General features: G+C 45.6%; 22 protein-coding genes. 2 read left to right on the top strand and 20 right to left on the bottom strand.

Translation table 11 applies throughout. The features are described from left to right. Window positions 1-231: 231 nt before the first annotated feature. The 7 genes from ACYQ2E_RS07820 to ACYQ2E_RS07790 all read right to left on the bottom strand — a co-directional run bounded on the left by ACYQ2E_RS07820 (window position 232) and on the right by ACYQ2E_RS07790 (window position 6,749). On the bottom strand, window positions 232-864 hold the full coding sequence (locus tag ACYQ2E_RS07820; RefSeq protein ID WP_460017510.1) for a YesL family protein: 633 nt from the start codon (window positions 862-864) through the stop codon (window positions 232-234). A gap of 150 nt (window positions 865-1,014) precedes the next feature. Next, complete coding sequence (locus ACYQ2E_RS07815; RefSeq protein ID WP_460017509.1) at window positions 1,015-2,580, bottom strand: type 2 periplasmic-binding domain-containing protein; 1,566 nt, start codon at window positions 2,578-2,580, stop codon at window positions 1,015-1,017. Window positions 2,581-2,642: 62 nt separating this feature from the next. After that, window positions 2,643-3,542, bottom strand: a complete 900-nt coding sequence (locus ACYQ2E_RS07810; RefSeq protein ID WP_460017508.1) for a carbohydrate ABC transporter permease — start codon at window positions 3,540-3,542, stop codon at window positions 2,643-2,645. Window positions 3,543-3,553: 11 nt separating this feature from the next. Next, window positions 3,554-4,498 carry an ABC transporter permease gene (locus ACYQ2E_RS07805; protein ID WP_460017513.1) on the bottom strand — a complete coding sequence of 315 codons (945 nt, stop codon included), beginning with the start codon at window positions 4,496-4,498 and terminating at the stop codon, window positions 3,554-3,556. Between the two features lie 225 nt (window positions 4,499-4,723). Continuing rightward, the gene (gene plsX / locus ACYQ2E_RS07800; RefSeq protein WP_460017507.1) at window positions 4,724-5,716 is read right to left on the bottom strand and encodes a phosphate acyltransferase PlsX; all 993 of its coding nucleotides are present in this window, start codon (window positions 5,714-5,716) and stop codon (window positions 4,724-4,726) included. 42 nt (window positions 5,717-5,758) lie between these two features. Further along, complete coding sequence (locus tag ACYQ2E_RS07795; RefSeq protein ID WP_460017506.1) at window positions 5,759-6,238, bottom strand: VanZ family protein; 480 nt, start codon at window positions 6,236-6,238, stop codon at window positions 5,759-5,761. Between the two features lies 1 nt (window position 6,239). Next, complete coding sequence (locus ACYQ2E_RS07790) at window positions 6,240-6,749, bottom strand: 3'-5' exonuclease (RefSeq protein WP_460017505.1); 510 nt, start codon at window positions 6,747-6,749, stop codon at window positions 6,240-6,242. Window positions 6,750-7,114: 365 nt separating this feature from the next. On the opposite strand from ACYQ2E_RS07790, the gene ACYQ2E_RS07785 reads away from it, so the two are divergent. Continuing rightward, window positions 7,115-7,459 carry a hypothetical protein gene (locus tag ACYQ2E_RS07785; protein ID WP_460017504.1) on the top strand — a complete coding sequence of 115 codons (345 nt, stop codon included), beginning with the start codon at window positions 7,115-7,117 and terminating at the stop codon, window positions 7,457-7,459. A gap of 90 nt (window positions 7,460-7,549) precedes the next feature. Here the strand turns inward: ACYQ2E_RS07785 and ACYQ2E_RS07780 are convergent, their stop codons facing one another. The 13 genes from ACYQ2E_RS07780 to rlmH form a co-directional block, all read right to left on the bottom strand. Continuing rightward, window positions 7,550-8,572, bottom strand: coding sequence for a CHAP domain-containing protein (locus ACYQ2E_RS07780; protein WP_460017503.1), 1,023 nt, complete (start codon window positions 8,570-8,572; stop codon window positions 7,550-7,552). 159 nt (window positions 8,573-8,731) lie between these two features. Further along, window positions 8,732-10,051 carry an RNA polymerase factor sigma-54 gene (gene rpoN / locus ACYQ2E_RS07775; RefSeq protein ID WP_460017502.1) on the bottom strand — a complete coding sequence of 440 codons (1,320 nt, stop codon included), beginning with the start codon at window positions 10,049-10,051 and terminating at the stop codon, window positions 8,732-8,734. Window positions 10,052-10,148: 97 nt separating this feature from the next. Continuing rightward, window positions 10,149-11,306 (bottom strand): mannitol-1-phosphate 5-dehydrogenase, encoded by a 1,158-nt coding sequence (locus tag ACYQ2E_RS07770; protein ID WP_460017501.1) that lies wholly within the window; start codon window positions 11,304-11,306, stop codon window positions 10,149-10,151. Window positions 11,307-11,316: 10 nt separating this feature from the next. Then, a complete protein-coding gene (locus ACYQ2E_RS07765) occupies window positions 11,317-12,171 on the bottom strand; it encodes a PTS system mannose/fructose/sorbose family transporter subunit IID (RefSeq protein ID WP_460017500.1) in 855 nt (284 codons plus the stop codon). Next, entirely contained in the window at window positions 12,158-12,928 is a 771-nt protein-coding gene (locus tag ACYQ2E_RS07760) for a PTS mannose/fructose/sorbose/N-acetylgalactosamine transporter subunit IIC (protein WP_460017499.1), read from the bottom strand. Before ACYQ2E_RS07760 ends, ACYQ2E_RS07765 begins: the two co-directional genes overlap by 14 nt. Before the next feature lie 10 nt (window positions 12,929-12,938). After that, window positions 12,939-13,418 carry a PTS sugar transporter subunit IIB gene (locus tag ACYQ2E_RS07755; protein ID WP_460017498.1) on the bottom strand — a complete coding sequence of 160 codons (480 nt, stop codon included), beginning with the start codon at window positions 13,416-13,418 and terminating at the stop codon, window positions 12,939-12,941. A 10-nt stretch (window positions 13,419-13,428) separates the two neighbouring features. Further along, window positions 13,429-13,845, bottom strand: coding sequence for a PTS sugar transporter subunit IIA (locus tag ACYQ2E_RS07750; RefSeq protein ID WP_460017497.1), 417 nt, complete (start codon window positions 13,843-13,845; stop codon window positions 13,429-13,431). Then, window positions 13,842-15,884, bottom strand: a complete 2,043-nt coding sequence (locus ACYQ2E_RS07745) for a glycoside hydrolase family 31 protein (protein WP_460017496.1) — start codon at window positions 15,882-15,884, stop codon at window positions 13,842-13,844. The genes ACYQ2E_RS07750 and ACYQ2E_RS07745 overlap by 4 nt, the downstream gene beginning before the upstream one ends. Window positions 15,885-16,255: 371 nt before the next feature. Then, on the bottom strand, window positions 16,256-16,561 hold the full coding sequence (locus tag ACYQ2E_RS07740; protein WP_460017512.1) for a hypothetical protein: 306 nt from the start codon (window positions 16,559-16,561) through the stop codon (window positions 16,256-16,258). Window positions 16,562-16,593: 32 nt separating this feature from the next. Continuing rightward, entirely contained in the window at window positions 16,594-16,923 is a 330-nt protein-coding gene (locus ACYQ2E_RS07735) for a type II toxin-antitoxin system RelB/DinJ family antitoxin (RefSeq protein WP_460017495.1), read from the bottom strand. A 98-nt stretch (window positions 16,924-17,021) separates the two neighbouring features. After that, window positions 17,022-19,634, bottom strand: a complete 2,613-nt coding sequence (locus ACYQ2E_RS07730) for a sigma 54-interacting transcriptional regulator (RefSeq protein ID WP_460017494.1) — start codon at window positions 19,632-19,634, stop codon at window positions 17,022-17,024. 98 nt (window positions 19,635-19,732) lie between these two features. Then, window positions 19,733-20,269 carry a YqeG family HAD IIIA-type phosphatase gene (locus tag ACYQ2E_RS07725; protein ID WP_460017493.1) on the bottom strand — a complete coding sequence of 179 codons (537 nt, stop codon included), beginning with the start codon at window positions 20,267-20,269 and terminating at the stop codon, window positions 19,733-19,735. A 63-nt stretch (window positions 20,270-20,332) separates the two neighbouring features. Continuing rightward, complete coding sequence (gene rlmH, locus ACYQ2E_RS07720; RefSeq protein ID WP_460017492.1) at window positions 20,333-20,818, bottom strand: 23S rRNA (pseudouridine(1915)-N(3))-methyltransferase RlmH; 486 nt, start codon at window positions 20,816-20,818, stop codon at window positions 20,333-20,335. Between the two features lie 90 nt (window positions 20,819-20,908). Here rlmH and ACYQ2E_RS07715 point away from each other — a divergent pair, with 90 nt between their 5' ends. Next, window positions 20,909-21,514: an FMN-dependent NADH-azoreductase gene (locus ACYQ2E_RS07715; protein WP_460017491.1), complete on the top strand. Its 606-nt coding sequence runs from the start codon at window positions 20,909-20,911 to the stop codon at window positions 21,512-21,514. Window positions 21,515-21,568 lie beyond the last annotated feature (54 nt).

The raw sequence follows: 21,568 nt of genomic DNA, 5'->3' as shown, positions 1-21,568 counted from the left end.
TCATTTGAGTTCGGAGCGCCAGAAGCTATGAAATTAGATGAATTGAGAACCTGCCTAAAGGCAGAACCTCAATTCCCTAAATTTCTTCGCTTCTTAACGGGCGCCCCTCACATCATTTTTCATTTGAGTTCGGAGCGCCAGAAGCTATGAAATTAGATGAATTGAGAACCTGCCTAAAGGCAGAACCTCAATTCCCTAAATTTCTTCGCTTCTTAACGGGCGTCCCTCACATCATTTCTCGATTTTATCAAAAACTTGTTTTATCATGATACCCGAACCCAGGTTAATAAAGGCGAAACCGCCGAAGGTCAAGATGTAAATCATGGTGAGAAGTGCTGCCGGGCTGCTGAATGTAAAATAGAGGATAAATCCGTTATAGACCAGTAAAAATAAGGTCTGAAACAGATTCTGCAGGCTCAGCACACTGATATTCCGCAGGGTCATTTTCATCGAATTTTCGTAACGCCCGATGTAGGCAAAGATATAGACCGCGACCACGCTCGTCACAACAGACAGAACAATTGCCGCCGCGCCCATCAGAAACTCAGCCACAATCGGCAGCCGGCCGATGAGCCGGAAATCACTGAACAAAATCAGAGCCAGCGCCAGAATTCCCAGCCAGGCAACCGTCGCCTGTTTAAAATTTTCCCTGAAAATCCTGAAGTAATCTTTTGCCAGCGAGCCTGAGGTATGCCGTAGAAGCTTCTGAATGCTCGTCTGCAGCGCACAGAGACTTGCCCCGATTGTCACAATGCCGAGGGACGTGATGATGAACAGTGTGTTCAGAACAATCAAATCCGCAATTCGTGCGAACACGCGCATGAGCGGATTATTTATATCGAACAGTTTACGCATATTTGTCATTATAAATCAAATTTTCCTTTAATGTCAACCAGACATGAGGATAAAAATAATAAAGAGGAGAAAATTTATGTTGTCTAATTTCGTGAAATCTCATAAATTTCCTCCCCCAATGTTCACACAAGCACCTAGCACCTAGCGGCGCAGCAATATTTATTGATTCAAAGAATCTTTGTAGCGGTTATAGGCATCGCTTTGAATCTTGAGATATTTGTCCAGACCCATATCGTTCAGCTTCTTGATGTAGTCATTCCAGCTGTTGTCTGTCAGGCCGCCTTTGGTTACCCAAGTGGCTGTCTGCTGAGTGGCATAAGTGCTCAAGTCCGGATAGATAGTTGCAATTTGTGTGAGTTCGTCGGTTGTGTAAGTGACAGATGGAAAGGCAGGTTTTGCAAATTGTTTCAGCTCTGCATCCATTTGCAGCTTCTGCTCGTCCCCATTGGTCGGGTCTTCAAATGTCACCTTGCTGTTGTCAACTGTCCAGGATTTAGGCCCGAAATCACGCAGCGAATCAATCCAGGCCTGGGTATCTGCTGAGTTCTTGCCTTTAGGTTTCAGAACCTCATAACCGTCCGCTGTCTTTTTAGTTCCGACGCCGAACATGCCGTAAGCATTTTGAATAGAAGCATCATTGGTATAGAATTTGTCCACCCATTTCATCAGTGCGTCCACATTCTTAGCCTTGTTGGTCACCATGAATTCGTTGCGCCCCTGGTTAAAGTGGTCCGGGTCAGACATGACATATTGATTGCCGTCCGGGCCTTTCAATGCTGGTAATGCCGCGTAATCTTTCGCGTTTGTGCCGAATGTGGCATCTGCTGTCCAGCCGACAGACACACCGATAATTTCAGTATCTGCCATTAATTTGGCCTGAGCTTGTGTCGGGTCTAAGGTATAAAGCTCCGGCTCAATCAGTCCTTTCGCATAGGCGTCGTGCATGGCTTGAACGCCTTCTTTGAAGTTGTCTTCAGCACGAAGATAAACTGGTTTGTCGTTCTGCAGGGCCATTTCATTGGAATTGTCTGCACCGCGTAACACGCCGAATGGTGTGATGTAAGACATTGTTGGGTCAAAATTGCCTGTTCCATAAGGAATTTCATCGGCTTTGCCGTTGCCGTTCGGGTCTTTGGTCTTGAAGTCGTTCAGAACTTTGACAAATTCGTCATAAGTTGTGGGCATTTTGTCACCGACCTTGTCAAGCCAAGTCTTGTTGATGAAAAGCTGATTGGCTACAATCGGACGCATCGGCGCTTCTTTCGGCAGCGACCAGATATGTCCGTCAGGACTTGTAATCATGGCCTTGAGCGCAGGATTCTCTTTCATTGCCTTCTTCAGATTCGGCATGTCCTTGTCAATATAGTCTTCTAGAGGAATGAGAACGGACTGGTTTTGCGCCAATTCCTGGTCGGTAAAGGTGATAGCACCCATGAAAGCATCCGGCAATTCGCCGCCGGCGATAATTGTGGCTTTCTTATCTGCCCAGTCTGCGTTCAAGTAGGTGTCCCACTTGATGCTGATGCCGGCTTCTTTGGCCAGTTTGTTCGGGAATTTTGTGTACGCTGTGCCCCAGTCTGACCAGCGAACTGTCGCAACTTCAAACTGTGTATCAGAAGACTTCTTTGAGCCTGAGTCTGAACCGCTAGAACAGCCGACCAGCAGGAACATGGCAGCGAGAGCTGACGCAGCACCGGCTGCAATCGCAAGTTTACGTTTTTTCATTTTAAAATTCTCTCCTAAAATTTTTTATTTTTATTTTTTAAAATCAAATTAAACTAAGGTAACTATTCCTTAATGGCACCGACCATCACGCCTTGGTTAAAGTACTTCTGCAAGAACGGATAAACCAGCATAATCGGCAGAGTTGAGACAACAATGGCCGCGTATTTCATCATGTCGGCCGTCTGTCTTAATTGCGTGGCCATGTCGCCGGTTGCCTGGCTTTGCAAAGTCTGATTGGTAATCAGGAGCTGGCGCAGAATCAGCTGCAGCGGCTGCAAATTCTGGTCTGTCAAATAAATCAGCGCATTGAACCAGGAATTCCAGATTCCAACCGCTGTCCAGAGACCAATCACAGCCAGAATTGCTTTCGATAACGGCAGGACAATCTGTACAAAATATCTCAGAGTTCCCGCCCCGTCAACCTGCGCCGCTTCCCAAAGTCCATCCGGGATGGACTCGTTGAAGAAAGTGCGTGCCACGATAATATTGTAGGGTGACACCGCAAACGGCACAATCATTACCCAAACCGTGTTCAGCAGTCCGAAATTTTTCGTGACCAGATAGATTGGGATGAGGCCGCCCGTTACAAACATCGGAATGACATATAGGAGCGAAATCCACTTTCTGCCATAGAGGTCACGACGCGATAAGGCATATCCGACTGGAATATTGACCAAAAGACCAAAGAGAGTCCCTGCTAAAGTATAGAAAATCGTGTTGAAGTAGGAACGCCAGATGAGAGGCTGAGCAAAGAGGGTTTTGTAGCCCTCCAGACTCCAGGACTTCGGCCAGAACCAGACGGCTCCCGTCGCCACATCCTGCGGGTTCGAGAAGCTGGCAATAATGACAAACCAGAGCGGATAAATAATCAGCAGAATCAGGAGAATGGACAGGCCGTAAATTGCAACATTGAAGACTTTTTCAGAAGTTGTCGTCGCCTTTCTTTTCTTTTTCAATTTCATTTTCATTTTCATCAGAACAACCCCGTTTTCGTCAATCTACGTGAAAGAAAATTCACAGTGAAGAGTACCACCAGATTAATCACTGTCTGAAACAGATTAATCGCCGTCGAGTAAGAATACTGGAAAGACTTCAAGCCGATTTTATAGACATAAGTCGAGATAATTTCCGAGCCGGACAAATTCAGCGGATTCTGAAGCAGGAAAACTTTTTCAAAGCCGATATTGAGGAGCTGCCCAACCGTCAGAATCAGCATAATCATCATCGTCGGCACCAGAAGCGGCAAATCAATCTTAATCATCTGCTGCCAGCGCGAAGCCCCATCCATCGTGGCCGCCTCATAATAAGTCGGGTCAATTGCCGACAAAGCCGCCAGATAAATGATAGAATTCCAGCCGACATGCTGCCAGACATCCGACCAGACATAAACACTGGCGAAAGCCTTAGGATTTCCAATCACATCCGGCATATTAATATTGAAAATATGCAGAAAATTGGCAACCAGCCCGGACGAAGGCGAGAGGAAGAGCAGAATCATCCCGCACATAACCATAGTTGAAATGAAATGCGGCAGATAAGTCGTGACCTGAAAAAATTTTTTGAAAACTTTCACCCGAATCTGATTACAAATCAGCGCCAGCGCAATGGGAAGCGTGAAGCCGAAGAGAATGCTGTAAATCGCAATCTTCAGCGTATTCAGAATCGTCGGCCAGAACTGATAAGAGTTAAAATACTGTACAAAATACTTGAAGCCGACCCAGGGACTGTCCCAGACACCGAGCGCTGGAGAATAATCCTTAAAAGCCATCAAAAGCCCATACATCGGCACATAAGCAAATAAAATCAGCAGAATCGTGGCTGGCGCAAGCAGCAGATAAAGCGAAGCATTATGCTTCAGCTTCTCTCTGAACAACTGGCCTGTTCGCTTCTTATCTCCGCTTTTCGGAGCGGGACTCATTGCCTCCATGACTTCCTCCTTTGATAAATGTGTTTATCACGTTGGTTTAACGTTAAACCTATTATAGCGTTTACATTTTTCTTTGTCAAGTGATTTGTAAACATAAAGAAAAACCGCTTATCCCGCGGTTTTATTGACTTCTCTATGTAAATTCCTTAATTATCGAATATTTCTTGTACAAAATCAATACTTTTGTATCGATTTTCAACAGCCGTCCCACCATGCTCAGCTTTCATTTTCACCCTCAAAATGCGCCACCAGCTTGCCGACCACATCCGACTCCAGCATCTTCTGCAGCTGTCCAATCGCATCTGCAATTGCCTCCGGTGAAGAATTCCCGTGAGCCTTGACCAGCGGCGCTTTCAAGCCGAAGAGCACCGCACCGCCGACACCTGAGCCCATATTTTTCAAACCTGACAGGTCATTCTTAATCAGCGCACCGCCGATTTTTGTCTTCAGCGAGCCGTTTTTAATCGTCGACTTGAGCAGCTTGAACATGGTTGATAAAGTGCCTTCGATGGCCTTAAGGACTGCATTTCCAGTAAAACCGTCGGCCACAACAACGTCAGCTGCGCCGCTCAAAATGTCCCGGGCTTCAATGTTGCCGATAAAATTGATTTCTGGCAGGCTGGAAATCAGTGCATGCGCCTCTTTAATCATCGGAGAGCCTTTCGTGTCCTCAGAACCGTTCGACAGCAAGGCCACGCGGGGATTTTTAATTCCCCGCACATGTTCCGCGTAATAAGAGCCTAAAATCGCGTAATCGCGCAGGTGCTCAGCTTTATTCTCGGCATTCGCACCCAAATCGAGCATGTCAAAGCCTCGCCCGTCAGCTGTCGGCAAGGTGGTTAGAAGTCCCGGACGTTCAACTTTTTTTATGCGCCCGATTTGAAGAAGTCCGGCTGTCAGTAAAGCCCCTGTTGAGCCTGCGGACAAAACGGCATCCGCTTCACCAGATTTGACCGCCTGGATGGCACGTACCATGGAAGAATCTTTCTTGGTCTTGACCACACGCAGCGGCTCGTCGTGAAAATCGACAATTTCCGTCGTCGGGACAATTTCCACATTTTTGTCATCTTCAAGCAAAGTGCGGATTTTCTCCGCCTCTCCGAAAATCAGAAATTCCAGCGCCGGAAATTTTTTCTTGGCCTGATTCACACCTTTAATAACAGACTCAGGCGCAAAATCGCCGCCCATCGCATCAATTGCAATTTTCATTTATTCACACTTCCTTTAAATATAAATTCTGTTCAAAAACTCTTAACGATTGATAAAGACCGACATCACAATCATGCCCAAACAGGTAATAATTGTCAAAATAATGGCCAAAACGGACATCACTTTTTCGCCGAAAACTTTTCTGAAAAAAAGAAAAATTCCCAGCCCCAGCAGACCGCCGAAAGTATTGCAGATGACATCCGTCACATCAGCTGCCCCAATTGAGAGAACGTACTGCAGCCCCTCATATGCCAGACTCGTCAGCAATACCGCCAGTAACAGCTGAGCAAAACGCCGCTTGCAGCCAGCCGCTGCCAGAAGTCCGCCGTAGGGCACAAACACAAGTACATTGGCAATCATCTCCGTCCGGTCGCCAGTACCATTAAAAGGAATCAGATTCAAGCCGCCATGCCAGGTCGCAAAGTTCTGGAAGGTCGAAATGCTCAGCGAAAGCTTGAACAATATCAGCCAAGTTAAAAAGAGAAAATAGATTACCAGCAGCGCATTTACGAAGTTTTTCAAGTCAATTTCCTTCCAGCTCCAGCCATTGATAGAGACGCGCCGTGATTAAGCAATCATTCAGCGCATCGTGCGACCGCATGTTCATGTTGAAAAAATATTTAATCGTTGAAAGCTTGTGATTCTGCAGAAAAGGCATCTTCTTGCGTGCGCCTCTCACCGTGTCGTAAGTCCTGAAGAACTCGCGCCGGTGATGCAGCTCCAGCTCATAGTCAAGAAAACCCATGTCAAAGCCGATATTATGCCCGACAATCAGCTCACCAGAGATAAAATCTACAAAATCATCAAAAACGTCGTCCAACTTCGGCTGATTCACCAGAATATCCGGTGAAATCCCCGTCAAACGGGTAATCTGCGGACTGACATGTGAACGCCGCGGACTGACAAGCTGGTCAAAACGTGCAATCTCTTTCTTCCCGTCAAACTTGACCGCACCAAGCTGAATAATTTCATTATATCTGGGCGAAAGCCCCGTGGTTTCAAAGTCCATGACGATGTATGTTGATTTTGTCATAGCCATATTATACTATTTTTTGGATAAAAAAAGACAAAGCCGACATGCCCTGTAACTTATATCAGCCTTAAACAAACTTAAATCGTCTGATTTTTTAGACCCCATTAAGATTAAGCAGCTATAATTATTGAAAACAAAATCAGGAGAGGAGATGAGATGCTAGAAACCTTAATCATCGTTGCCATCGGACTTATATTTCTAATCGTGGGACTCACCGGACTCTCGCGAACAGCAGCAGGCAAAACAAGCCGGTTCACATTACTACTACGTCAGCTACGGTTCCGGAAAATGGCCAGAACAAAACATTCTGCCAACAATTGACTATTCCGTTGAACAACCTATATTCACACTAAAAAGGAGACACTATGCGCAAAATTTTCTCGAAGATTGGACACTTTTTCAAAAAACGCTGGGCGATACTCGTCACCGCCATCGTTGCATTATTCATCGGTGGAGCTAGCGGTTTTGCAATCGGGCACGTAAACAGCAACAGCAGCAGATTTAACAGCCAGCAGACAAACTTCACCCCAGGACAAGGTCAAGAACAGGGACAATATCCTGGTCAAAACGGACAAATGCCCACCCCGCCAAGCGGCTTTCCTGACATGCAGGGCGGCGCCAGCACTGGCAGCGGAAATTCAGATTCCAGCAGTAATTCCGACAGCAGCTCAAGCACTGATACGAGCATTGACACCGGAACCAGTATTTGATTCAATAAAGCTTTAAAAAATCCCTCATTTTGAGTCCAAAATGAAGGATTTTTATTTCAAATCATTCCGACAGATAAAGCATTAATATTCTCAGCTAATCAATACGGGAGCGCCAAACTGACTATTCGGCTCAAGCGCAATAGGTCCGTCGGTAATACTATTTGTCAAGTCCTCAACATTGCCCGTTTGGATAAATTTCGTATAGTCGGGCGCTTTATATATTCCTGCGCCTTGAAGTTTGTAATCTGGTAATAAATACCAGCCTTTTGCTGTAAGTAGTGCAGTTGCATAACCATTACCACTCCTGAATTCGGCCAGATTCGAAGTTTCTAAGAAGTTTGCTGGATCCGCTGTATCTGTTACGAGATAATTTGAACCGGAAAACGATAGATACTCAGATTTTGTGTAAATGCCATCTTTGAACTCATGGGCGTACCCATTAAGTACGTAGCTTCCGTGAGAGAAAACAGTAACACGATTGCCCAAGCGATAATCACCTTTAGCTAAAATAAGCTGCTGCATCTTGTTTATCACAATATCTAAATCTGCGTTTGACATCGCGGCGTTCGCTTTCGCATCCGGCAGTTTTCCCGTTCCAATCGGTGAGGACACTGATTGCCAGGCAACTGAGCCATATTTCCAGCCGTTTTTGAGTAAGTAATCCTGCTCATACAGACTCGTGGTGTAATTATGCGAACCCGACGCCGCATTTGGATTATATGACACAAGAACATCCCTGTCACCTCCTGAATTCCAGCCTATTCCCTCTGCCTTCCAGCCTTTCTTCACGAGAGAATCTCTTTCAAAAAGACTCTTTGTGTAGTAGTGATCGCCCCCTTTGGCATTCGGATTATAGAGACGATAGACAGGGTCGCCCGCTGCCGGAGAAGACCAGCCGAGTCCCTCGCTATTCCATCCTGCAGCGGTGAGAGAATTGCGCTCATATAGACCCGCCGTATAGAAGTGCTCCCCAGTATTCGGGTTGTATAGACGGTAAACTGTTCCTGCAGGCTCTGATGTCGGGAGCTTGTTATAGTCCGCAGACGCTGAAACGCCGATGGCTGAAGCAAGACAAATAGACGAAAGTAATAAAAGTCTCTTTATGTATTTCATGTTGCTCTCCAAATTTTAAAGTCTATAACGTAATTACAGATAGCAGCAGCACTAACCGGTTTTTAGCAAAATCTTAATTTAATCTCATTATAAGGAAAACGTTCTCATTTGTCAAGAAATCTGACACGGCAAAAACAGGATTATGAAGCATGTCAATTTTTAGACAAAGCGCCTCCTTTTCGCAGAAGAAAGGACCCCCAAACTCTCACGATATTTCGCAACGGTCCGGCGGGAAACACAGATATTTTCCTCAGCCAGCATCTTCTCCAGTGTACTGTCTGAATACGGAGATTCTGGATTTTCATGCGTGAGCAGCTCTTTAATTCTTTCTTTGACTTGCTGACTTGATAGCGCGGCCTCATCTCTCTCGCCATTTTCCAAAGCATTCGAGAAAAAATGCCGCAGCTCAAAGATTCCCCAGTCTGTCTCCAGATATTTCCCGTTTACAGTTCGGCTTATTGTTGATTCATGAACTGATAGGGCTTCTGCAACTGTGCTCATTTTCAGCGGCTGGACGGGATGGCTGTCGTCTAAAAAGAATTCTTTCTGAAAGCTGACGATGAATTCTCCTACTTGAAAGATTGTGCTTGCTCTCTTTTTGATGATATTTTGTAAATATTGTACTTCTTTTTCTTTTTCGGAAAGATAACGGTCTAATTGATTATTCTTCATTTTGTACATTGAATGAATTGTTTCTAAATAATCTTTATTGATGCTGATTTTACTCTGGTATTTTTTATTTTCCTGGAGCTGAATTGTCCCCTCATTGACTGCTACAGACAGGTCAGGGACAAGATTAAATGATAAATCATTTTCTACTTTGAAAGATTTTGCGGGCGAGGAATTGAGTTTTCCGACAAAGTCAAAAACTTCCTGAACTTCTTGGAGACTGCAGTTAAATCTTTTGGCAATGTTTTTCCATTTTCTCTGTATTAAAAGTTCATAACATTCTTCCAGTATGCAAAAGGTCAATGCCGGCGCGTACGGATTGTCTTCGCACTGCATCATAAAACACTCTTGTACATTCCTGGCCCCAACACCGACAGGTTCAAGCTTTCGCAGAATAGAAAGGGCTTTGACCAGGCTTTCTTCTCTTGCGCCGCTTATCTTTTTTGCCTCTGCAAGGCTGATTGAAAGAAAACCATTTTCATCAAGATAATTGACATAAAAGAGTACTAATTCTCTCAAATAAGTATCGTGATAATTGACATAAATTTGCTCAAGAATAAAATCAAAGAAAGAAGTTTTAGTTTGGGCAATATTTTCAATTGAAAAGTTATTTTCGTTTGCTTCGCGCGGAGAACAAGAAAATCTTCCTTCAGACGGCTCATATATTTCAAGCAAAGGATTTTCCAGAGCTTTGTCTGACAAAAATTCTTGAAGTTCATAGTGGTCAAATCGCAGTAATTCAATGGATAACTTCATCATCTGGGATAATTTCAGGCTCTGTTTTTGTGAAAATACTAAATTTTGTCGCAAATTATCAATCCTCTCTTACTAGTATTCAGCAGTCGCGCAATCTCCCGAATTTTCATCTTATTATCATTAATATATCATAAATAGGCAAATCATGCTTTTAAACTGAATTCGAGACATATTTCCCAGCCGCTTCAAAAACTTTGTCAATGAGTAATTCTTCTTTAAGTTGAGTGACCTCTTTGATGAGTTTCCTCAGGTCACCGGTTTTAACATTTTCCTGGAGTTTGACCGCCTCGGCATCGTCAGGATTTGTGTAAGCGAAGATTTTTCCGACAGTTTCCAGGTGCTGAGAATAGTCCAGACCACGCGCCGCCAATTCCCGGATGGGGCGAATGAAACGCTCGTCATAGCCTAACTTGCGAAGAGGGGTGCGGGCAACGCGTGTGACCTCATCGACAATCTGCGGATTTGCGAAACGTGAAACGATTGTTTCGTGATACTGAATCAGCTCTTCTTCTGTAAAGTCCCACTTAGCCAGCAGCAGCTGGCGTGTCTCAGCCTGCACACTTTCCAGTGCAGACAAGATTCTCCCGTCCCCCAAAGCCTCAAAAATGGTTTTGTAGCCGTGATAAGCGCCGTTGTAAGCGACCGTTGCATGACCTGTGTTTACGGAAAATAGCTTACGCTCAATGTAGGGCTGAAGATTTTGCACATAGTGTACACCTTTTAGTTTTACTGACGGATTGCATAAATTGCTCACTTCAACGACCCACTCACAGAAAGGCTCGACCGTGACCGACAGGCCATTTCCGTCAGGCTGCGCCGGCACAATCCTATCGACCGCAGCATCAGGGAAACCAGCGCAATAATGGGCATATTCAGCATCTTCGTCCGCTAAATACTTTTCCACTTCTTTGAGGTAGAACTGACTGCCGCCAATCATGTTTTCACAGGCAATAAAGTCAATCGGCCCCTTGTTCATTTCGCGGCGCGCTTGAATCCCACGGGCAGTTAACTCCGCGATATAAGGAAGAACCTGAGGGCCGACCGCTGTAGTCACAATATCCGCCTCTCGAATGGCTTTTATCACGTCGTTTGGATTTGTGCGGCTATTGATTCCGCAGACGCCTTCGACTTTGATTTTCTGCTGCGTTTCTTCTGCCAGCACTATTTCATACTCATGCTGTTGATTAAGCTGGTCAATCAGCGCCGCACTCACATCGATGAAAGTAATTTCAAAATCATTTTTGAAAAGAATTTCACCGATGAAGCCGCGGCCGATATTTCCAGCACCAAAATGTACTGCTTTTTTCATGTTTTCTTCCTTAGATAATGCCGATAAACGCCGCGATGATACAGAAGCCCATCACGATGAAGACCATTTTCGGCGCGCTGATGCGTTTTTTCTTCATTAAGTAGTAAATCCCGCCGAAGACCAGTAGGAGAAGAATTCCTGGAAAGGCATTGTCCAGCACCTTTTGCACATTGACTGTGCCGATTTTAATCGTCAAATCAAAGTGCATCAGGGCAGCTGTCATCGAGCCAATCATCATGATTCCGAAGATATTGGCAAACTGCAGGGCTTCATTGATGACGCCTGAGTGAAGAATTTCTTTAATCGCTTCACGTCCCGCGCTATAGGCATATCTTGTGAAAAGCAGCCCCTCAAGGAACATGACAATCCCCATCACAATCGTAATCAATGCAGAAATCGGATTGCCAGTCGCAGCAATTGCGCTGCAGGCCGCCAGAATCATGGCGTACATCGTCGCCCAGTCAACAGTATCTCCGAGACCTGCAATCGGCCCCATTAAACCGGTCTTGTAAGCTGAAATCATCTCCCCTGAAACTGAGCCGTCAGCCGCTCGCTGCTCTTCCAAGGCAATTGATGAGCCGAAGACCAGGCCGCCGAAGATTCCCTCCGTATTAAAAAATTGTAAATGACGAAGCAGTGCTTCTGAGAATTCTTCTTTTTTCGGATAAAGCTTTTTCAGAATCGGTGAAATACTGGCACACCAGCCGATGGCCTGCATTCGCTCGTAGTTGTTAGAGATTTCACAGGTCATCCACCATCTGAAGTAGGCTTTGTTAATGTCTTTTTTGGTAATTTTTCCAGCGGCTTGACTTTCAGCCATTTCCTGGATTCCGTTTGCTTGTTGTATTTCGTTAATTTCCGGCATTTTTCAGTTCCTCCTTATTTTCACGCTTGAAGATAACAATCGCGAGCGCCACACATGCTGCAAATACAGCTGCAACCAGCGTCGGCATTCCCAGCACCTTAATCAGGATAAAGCCGATTCCAAAGAAAGGCAGATACTTCTCCTTGCCAATCATGATTAACACCAGGCAGAAACCAATGGCCGGCAGTATGCCGCCTGAGACCTCCAGCCCATGCATCAGCCATTTCGGCAGAATATTCAGGAACGGGGTCACAATATTCTGCCCGAACATAATTCCTAGGAACGCTGGAACATAAAACAGCGGCACTGAAATCAGCATCGGATATATCGTCGCGCAGCGCCAGATTCCTCTGGCATTTCCCTCCCGGGCAAACTTTTCAGCTTTCGACACCCAGGTAATGTTGAGGATGCGCTTGAAGTTGAAGAGGAAGGCTCCCAGCATGGCAATCGGAATCGCCAGCGTAATCGCCATCTCGGTCTTCATCCCAGTCTGCAGCGCAATCGGAATCGCAATAGCGCAGGCCATGTACTTATCGGCCGGCAGCTGTCCGCCAGGCGCCAGTGCACCAATGTAAATCAGATTAATCGCCGCCGCAATCATCATGGCCTTGGGCACATCCCCGTAGATAAGCCCCGCAACCAGCGCCATAGGAAAGCACTCGGCAAACAGCTGCCATAAAGTATAGCCGATATAGGCTTGTTTGATGTAATAAAATGCCGCTAAGACAATCGCACAAATGAGTGTTCTTGTATCCATCTCGTCCTCCTTATTTAACTTTCAGTTTTGCTTTGTCGACCGTGAGCGGCGTGTCCTCCGGGGTCGCCTGCAAGACAACTTGAACGCCCCGAGCCTCGATTTTTTCGAGCAGTTCGATGTCGGTTTGATTGAGAAAAACTGCGTTAGTAACTAAAGTTTTTCCGCCGTCACTCGGCGCCCCGCCAATGTCAAGCGCACTGAACTCAACATTTTGCTCTGCAAGAAAGAGCATTGTCTCGATATTTTTACTCAGCAGGAAAATATCTCCTGTAATCTCAGCGATTTTATCTTTCGCGTGCGCAGCATCCACGATGATGACCTGAGTTCCCGGAGGCGCAGCCATCTCATATATATCTGCCATAAAAGGGTCATTCCCCAAGAAATCGTCCACAATCAGAATTGTTTTAACTGGATAGAGCTTCATCCAGCGCGTAACAACTTGTCCGTGAATCAGCCGGAAATCAACACGGCTAAATACTATTTTTCCCATTTTTTTACCTCTATTTTTCTTCTTTAAGTTGAATTTTTTTAGTCGAATTTAAAACATATTCTTTACCTGCTTGACAAACCGATTCAGCTAATTCTTCCATAGGAAGAATTTTGTTCTCACGTAAATTGAAATATTCCAGAACCATAGGCAGATTGACACCAGCTACTGTCCAGACATTTTCTGCAGCGCTTAGATATATTGAAGCATTTGACGGTGTCCCGCCAAACAAATCATTCATAATCAAGACACCATCGCCAGTGTCCAGTTCTCCAACTTTCTCTTTCACCCGCGCGACAAACAGCTCCGCATTGTCTTCAAGCCCTAAGCCGACGCTCGAAACCTGGGACATTTTTCCCGCAATCAGCTCCGCCGTGTCAATCAGCTCCTGTCCCAAGCGGCCGTGCGTCGCAATTAACAAACCAATCATAGACTTCCTTTCTTAGACATGCAGGTGCTTAATTCGACAAACTTCTCTTTTTTGTCCGATTTGACAAATAATGGAATATCGTCTATTTCCGCCTCAACAGTGATTTTTTGTCCGCCTGTGAATTCTTCACCAGTGGAAACGTGAATCCATTTTTCTTCTGTTGGAAGATAAACTTCTCGAGAAATCGCATTCGCCTCGACAACTGGTGCCACCAGCAGGTCCGAGCCGAACATATACTGGTCAAGAACGCCGTGCCCTGCGCTATCTTCAGGAAATTCGTAGAACAAGGCCCGCATGACCGGAGTCCCGTAAAGATGCGCCTCTTCCATCAACTCTTTAAGATAAGGCTTCAAAGCCTCGCGAACAAACAAATATTTTTTCATGACTTCATAGGCGGCTTCGCCAAAGCTCCAGATTTCATTGTCCGCCCCAGTGTAGAGCACCTCTTCGCCATTTTTCCGGAAAAGTTTCTCTAAAGGCTGACGCTCACCGTGAAGGCGCATGACCGGGCAGAAAGTCCCGAACTGGAACCAGCGCAGCAGCAACTCTCTGAACTCTTCACTTTCAGGAACACCGCCGATAAAACCGCCAATATCCGTTGTCCACCAAGGTAAACCAGAAATTCCCGTGTTGACACCAGCACAAATCTGTTTCCTCAATGATTCAAAGGTCGACTGGACATCCCCCGACCAGAGCAAGGCGCCATAGCGCTGACTGCCCGCCCAGGCACAGCGGATTAAATTCAGAACCTGCTCAATCCCTTCCTGCTTCTGTCCCTCGTAGAAACCACGCGCATAAAGCTGCGGATAAATATTCCCGATTTTGACATTTTGTCCGAGTTTGTAGCGGTAATTGTCAAAATCATAAATCGTGTACTCCGGCTCTGATTCATCCAGCCAGAAAGTCTTCACGCCCTTGTCAAAATAATTTTTCTTGCACTTTTCCCAGACAAACTGCCGCGCCCCCTCGTTGGTCGTATCGTAGAACTGCGTGTTTCCCTGGAACTGCATGCCAATCGGCACGCCCTTATTCGTCTTGACCAGAAAGCCCTTCTGCCGCAGCGCCTCAAAGTTTTCACTCCTGTCATCAATCTGCGGCCAGACTGAGACTACCAGCTCAATGCCCATTTCATGCAGCTCCTCAATCATCGCGTCCGCGTCCGGGAAAAACTCCTCATCAAAGCGGAAATCCCCCTGCTTGGGCCAATGAAAGAAATCAATCACAATCACATCCAGCGGAAGCTGCCGTTTTCGATACTCACGCGCCACCGACAAAACCTGCTCCTGATTATAGTATCTGAGACGACATTGCCAGAAGCCCATCGCATACTCTGGCATCATCGGCACTTTTCCCGTCGCATTCGCGTAGTTTTCTGTAATCTTTTTCGGTGTACTTCCTGCGGTGATCCAATAATCGACCTGCTCAGAACTCTCAGCTACCCATTCGGTCACGTTCTTGCCAAAAGTCGCCTTGCCGATTGCCGGATTATGCCACAGGAAGCCGTAGCCCTTATCGGAAATCATGAAAGGAATACTCGCCTGCGAGTTACGCTGCGCCAGCTCCAGGACGCTCCCTTTCAAGTCAAGCATCTCCTCCTGATACTGGCCCATTCCGTAAATTTTCTCGCCCGGATCCGCCTCAAACGAGACCAGCAGCTTGTAGTCATCATGTGAGGAAGCCACGAAATTTCTAGCTTTTTTCTTCAAACGGCCGCCAAATCCGATTTCTTTCAGGAGAACCGTGCCCGCTTTGTCATAAAACGTAATCCGGCCTTGCTGTCTCAGCCTGCTAGAATGGCTCAAGTCCTCGCTCATGACCTCAGCCGTAATTTCCCCGTTGGTAATTTTGGCAATGTTCCCCTGGATTTCAATGGCTGCCTCGGAATCCTCGGACGCCAGCAGCGCATAATCATTATCAGTAATCTCTCCATAAAGACTCGCCCTCACGCGCAGGCTATCCTTCCCCCAAGCCTCAATCTGGAGCGTCTCGCCGTTAAACTCCCATAACAGCGCCTTGTTTTTTATTCGGAAATATTCCATTTGCAAATTTACCTTTCTTTAAAAATGAATTTTTTGTTCTTCACTTTTATACAAGCAAATTCCGTGCCAACTAAAAGGCAAGATGTGAAACACGCCCGTTTTGGAGCGTAGGAAGTTGCGCTTTAGCACCATAGCGAGAGTCGACAGCAGCCCTACAGGGGCAGATAGGAAATTACGGTTCTGCCTGTAAGGCCGGTTCCAATTTATCTAATTCTTCCCTAGCTTCAGGCGTGTTGAACCCAATTAAAAAAACAGCTCTCAATAAGCTGTTCTTGGAATATAATTTTCATCAGTGTCAGTTAATAGGGCACAAATTAGTCTCGATTACTGACACATCAGGTCCTTTTTTTATTAGTGTCAGTTTTTTATTGTCAGAGCTGTCCCAAATTCTGCAGAAAATCTCGAAACCGTGCCTCATCTGTTTCAGACAAATAGCCCAGTATTTTTATTCGGGTTCTACTGCTGTCAATCATATAAGGTTGAACTGTATCTATCCAGGAACGCTTACGCAAACCCGCTTCTACATAATCAATAATTTCAAAGTATTTACTCTTGATATAATCTGATTTATTAGCAAATTGGCTCGTAATACGATAAGTCTTAATCCGCTCCTCCTCCCGCTCAATAACAAAAGCAGGACGAACCTTTGCGCCCGTCCCGTCTGCATATGAAATCATTGCAATAATCACTGTGTGTTCACTTAATTCCACTAAAACTTCTCCTCATATTCTGGAAAATCTTCATCAAAAAACTCATCAACATCTTCTTTTTTGGAGAAATCAAGCACTTTGGCCTGTTGCCTGCTTGTTAACTTAGAAATTTCTTCTCTTGTCTTTACTCTTTCGGGAGAAAACCAGCCTTCAGGATAACCGACAGCCGGATTCGAAGTGAGGTTTAACGGAATTTGCTGCTCATAAGCAGTTTTCGTAATCAGCATTTTAATCACGGTTGCAATGTCAAGCCCTTGCTTGGCAAACACCTTCTGCGCTTCCTCTTTAAGGGTTTTATCCACGCGCGCCGAAACTTGAATCACACTCATTTTGCACCTCCATGTTACTATTTAAAGGAATTCTATCACTTTATGCGAATCATGTCAACCCATAATCTTTTATCACTCCCTAATTCAGTTTTCCAACACTAGCTCTCCCCAGCATCCGTCAGCAGCATACGAATCAGCATCAACTCATAATCATTCACAAGCACATTATATTCAGTTTCAAGTATTTTCATACCATTTTTAATCTGCCTCAGCTCCCCCTCATTCTCCCGGCGATATTCAACAATCGCGTCCGTCTCAAGATAGGACGAATCCTTAATCAAGCGCTCAATCATCACCACGATATGAATATACAGCAAAAACTTTTTCTCATAAGTCACCGTATATAAATTCAGCATTTCAAAGCTCCGGATGACCTCCTGAACATCCGGAATCACCGAAGCAGGGTTCAAAAAGGTAAGTTTGGACAACAAGTTCAGCTCGCTGAACTCCTCGACCACCCGATTCACCACCTCTTCAACCTGCCGCCCAGGGACATTTGCCCCCTCCAGAAACGAAGAAAAGCGCGCCAAGCCATCAGTGCTAATCAGATTAGAAAGTAAAACACTAGGATATGACGGATTTTTTATCTGGATTGTAGTAATAACCCCCAAAATCTCCCAGTCCGGAAAATCATCCTCAATATTCTCCAGCTCCTTCGACTTCAAATAATCAATTTCCTGAAATTTGACATCAATTCCGAGCGTACAGCCCTCTAAAATCGAAGCGATTTTGGCAGAAGTCCCCGCGCCCGTCAAACAGCAGACGAGAATCACCTTCTGCTTGACCTTACCTTTGTGAAAAGTGAACATGATTTCGTTTTTTTCGACAATATCTCTGGCAATGTTTTTTATCGGCTTCTTTCGCTTAAAGCCGTTAGCAGCCTCTAAAGCAATCTGAGTAGACACATTGTTCACAATCACCATATTCCCATAGATGACATTTTCAAGCTCTTTGTCTATATTGACCAGTGAACCCATGTCGACAAAAATAAAAGTATCTTTCTTGCAGTCCACCTGCGCCAGATATTGCTTGATTTTAGACACTACTTCATCCTTTGTCGTACTTAGGGGCATGTCAAAACCCTCGAATATGAAATCACCGTACAATGAATTCACGACGCTCGAAATACTCGTGGCCGTTGACGTCCCATGCGCAATAATCAATGCATTGCAGAGCTCTTTATCAAGGTTCGAGCGGCTGACAATCAGCACTGTTGTCACAATCACAAAAATCTCTTCATTCACTTTTTCGAGTAAATTAAAACTAAAGAGAATATTAAATATGCTTTCAGCAACCGTATATTCCTTTCGGAAGCGATTTTTCACACGCGCCTTCAGCTTGTTCTCAGTCTCTCTTTGCGTTTCTGAAATGATATTTCTTCTGGATAAATAATCGGTCAGTTTTGATAAAAATGTCTGAGTGATACTGTCATAGTGGATGCCGTATTTACTCGCCGCATAATCAAGCCCGGACTTGATGCTCGGCGCCACCAGCGTTTCAAAGTATTCATTAAAATACTCATAGTGAAATTTCTCAAACAGCTCTGCTATTAACCGCGCGCACTCCGCCTTAAAATCACCTTTTTCACAGGTCAGCTGCCGACTTACAGTTTCAGTAAAAGTGTCCAGAATCTCCCAGGAGAAGGAATTTTTCGGCACGATGGCCTCTTTTTTAATTACGACGCTCGGGAAGCTCCGCTCTTGGCTGAACATGAGCTTGAAGTCAGGAATCAGCATGGCATGAATGGTTTTTATCTTGATGGTAGTCTCAGCCGTACCCGCAGAGGTGCACAATATTTTGATGATATTTTTTATTTTCCCCAGATTTCCATAGCCCTGATAATTCAGCAGCGACTCAAAAATCAAGCCGTTGACCTCAATCTCCTGGTTGAAAATCTGTGCTTCATTCAGGAAGAAACGGTGAATAATCACGCGCCTTTCGTCGAGCGAGCGTGAAATAAAGTCAGGAATCTTGACAATGATGGGAATTCTGCGCGTAAATGTGTCCAAAAACGAGCGCTCATCCGCCGTCGTGGCACAAATCAGCTTCGTATTCACCGAAATTTCTTTCTTGCTCCCAAGCGGCACAACAATCTGCTTGTCCAGGTAATGAAAGAGTTTTTCCTGCCCCTCGGCCGACAAGCGGTGAACTTCATCTAGAAAGAGAAAACCGCCGTTTCCTTTCTCCAGCAAGCCCACAGTATCCGCATTTGCGCCTGTGAAAGCCCCTTTCGTGTAGCCGAACAATATAGAAGAAAGCAGCTCCGGATTGTCTGCGTAATCCGCACAGTTTAAAGTGACAAATGGTGCATTTTCCTGAATCACACCCTCATATTTTGCATAGTTCACGATTTTCTCAGCCAGATAGGACTTTCCGACACCGCTGTTTCCCAAAAGCATGATGGGCAGAGAGCCTTTAGGATATTTGACGGCCTGTGCACATAAATGCAGCTGATTCATCAGCGAGCCGTTATAGCCGATTACGCTGGTTAACGGATTTTCCTCATCTGAGTCCGGTGAATCCAGAAAAACCTCTTCTGCAGAAGAAAAAATGACCGGCCGCGACGCAGACTTCAAGACCTTCTCTTCCTTGACCAGCGCATTCAAAATCGAACTGACATAATTCCTGGGAATGTCCAGTAATTCCGCAATTTCAGAGGCCGTTCGATTCTTCTCACTGATTAAATCAAGTATTTTGTCTTTATTTTTCATCTGCGAAGCTCCATCCATTTAAGAGATAAATGAGTATTCGCTTACATTTATACCAGAAAATAAATAAAAAGCAAGCAGAACTATTGCTTACTCTTCATTCATTCATTTTTCAATCTCTTCGTATAAACCGGCTCGCCGTATTTCGCGCGCAGTTTCGCAGCCACACGACGCTCCCGCCAGCGGTTAAACTTCGTCGGCCAGTGGTCCGACTCCAGCAGCGGCTTCACCAGCACGCTAAGAATCCCCGCACGGTGCGCCGCACGAATATCAGTCATCCGCTGGTCGCCCACCAGAATCGTCGACGCCAAATCACCGCCGAAGCGCTTCAAAGCCAGGCGAATCCCCCGAGTGAAAGGTTTCAGCGCATCATTGACAAAATCAATGCCGAAAGGCGCCACCGCACGACCGACACGCTTGGCGTGATTATTCGACACCACCACCACGCGAATCCCCGCCTGCTTCATCTCTTCAAGCCAGGCCCGCATCTCCGGCGTCCCGTCAGGATTATTCCAGGCCGTCAGCGTATTATCCAAATCCGCCAGAACAAGTCTAATCCCCATCGCATGCAGCGTCTCCGCATCCAGCTGATAAATCGCCTCCAGATAATAATCCGGTTTATAATTCTCAATCGCCATTTCTACTATTTTATCACAAAAATTTCCGAGCTTCGTATTTTGCGAGCCGAGTCCACTCACATTTCATTTATGATAGGTACTCCCGCGGTTAATCATGTTGACCCGGTAAATCTGCTCGGCCAGTACCAGGCGCATCAGCTGATGGGGCAGGGTCATCCGGCCGAAGCAGAGTTTTAAATCCGCACGTGCCTGCACTTCATCTGACAGGCCGAGCGAGCCGCCAATCACAAAACTAATCGCTGGTGCACCGTATGTCGTCCAGTCAGACAACTGAGCTGCCAGTTCTTCGCTGTTTAGCAGCTTTCCGTCTAACGTCAGAGCGATGACTTTTTCATCTTTTCCTCTGCTAAGTGCAGAAATAATTCTTTCACCTTCGCGCTTTTTTATTGCGGAGACTTCTTTGACTGAGGGGCTTTCGGGAATTTTTTCGTCCGCGAGTTCTAGTATTTCAAGCCCGCCGAAAGCTTTCATTCGCTTGGAATATTCTTCCAAACCCGCACGGAGATAGGATTCTTTCATCTTTCCCACGGCAATAATTCTCGTTTTCATGCTTTCATTTTATCATGAAAGTGCAACTTAGACAAAAAACTGGTATAATGGATTTTTGTAAATCTAAAAATTAGTTAAGGGAGATATTAAATGTCTAAACTTCTTATTATAAAAGGTCATCCGCTGACTTCTGAGTCTTCTCTGTCACTCAAGGGGCTTGATGCCTTCACGGCGGCTTATCAGGCAGCTAATCCTGCTGACAGCATCGAAATCCTCGATGTTTTTGACGGAACGATTCCGTCGCTGGATACGGAGCTTGTCGGTGCCATGTTCGCCGATAAAGATGCCGTTTTGAGCGACAGCCAGAAGGCGAAGTTCGCGCGTTTTAATGAGCTGACGGACCAGTTTTTGTCTGCTGACAAGGTTGTGATTGCTAGTCCGCTTTATAATCTTATGATTCCGACTGAGCTGAGAGCTTGGATAGATGCGATTTGTGTTGCCGGAAAGACTTTCAAGTATACTGCTGAGGGGCCTGTCGGGCTGACAAATGGGAAAAAGGTGCTGCATCTTCAGGCAAAGGGCGGGGTTTATAAGAATCAAGACCCTGCGACTGTCTACATGACTACAATCTTCAACTTTATCGGCGCAGACTACACTGAGATTGCGATTGAAGGTCATGCCTATGACCCGACGCAGACTGAGGCGCTGCTTGCTGATTTCATTGGTGAGGTTGAGGTAAGCGCTCAAACTTTCTAACTTTATGACACTGCCGGCGTAGAAGTGACGTTTTATGAAGCTCCGCCTATCAGC

It is taken from the genome of Lactovum odontotermitis (assembly GCF_054658595.1).
This window is presented reverse-complemented; position numbering and strand designations above follow the sequence as displayed.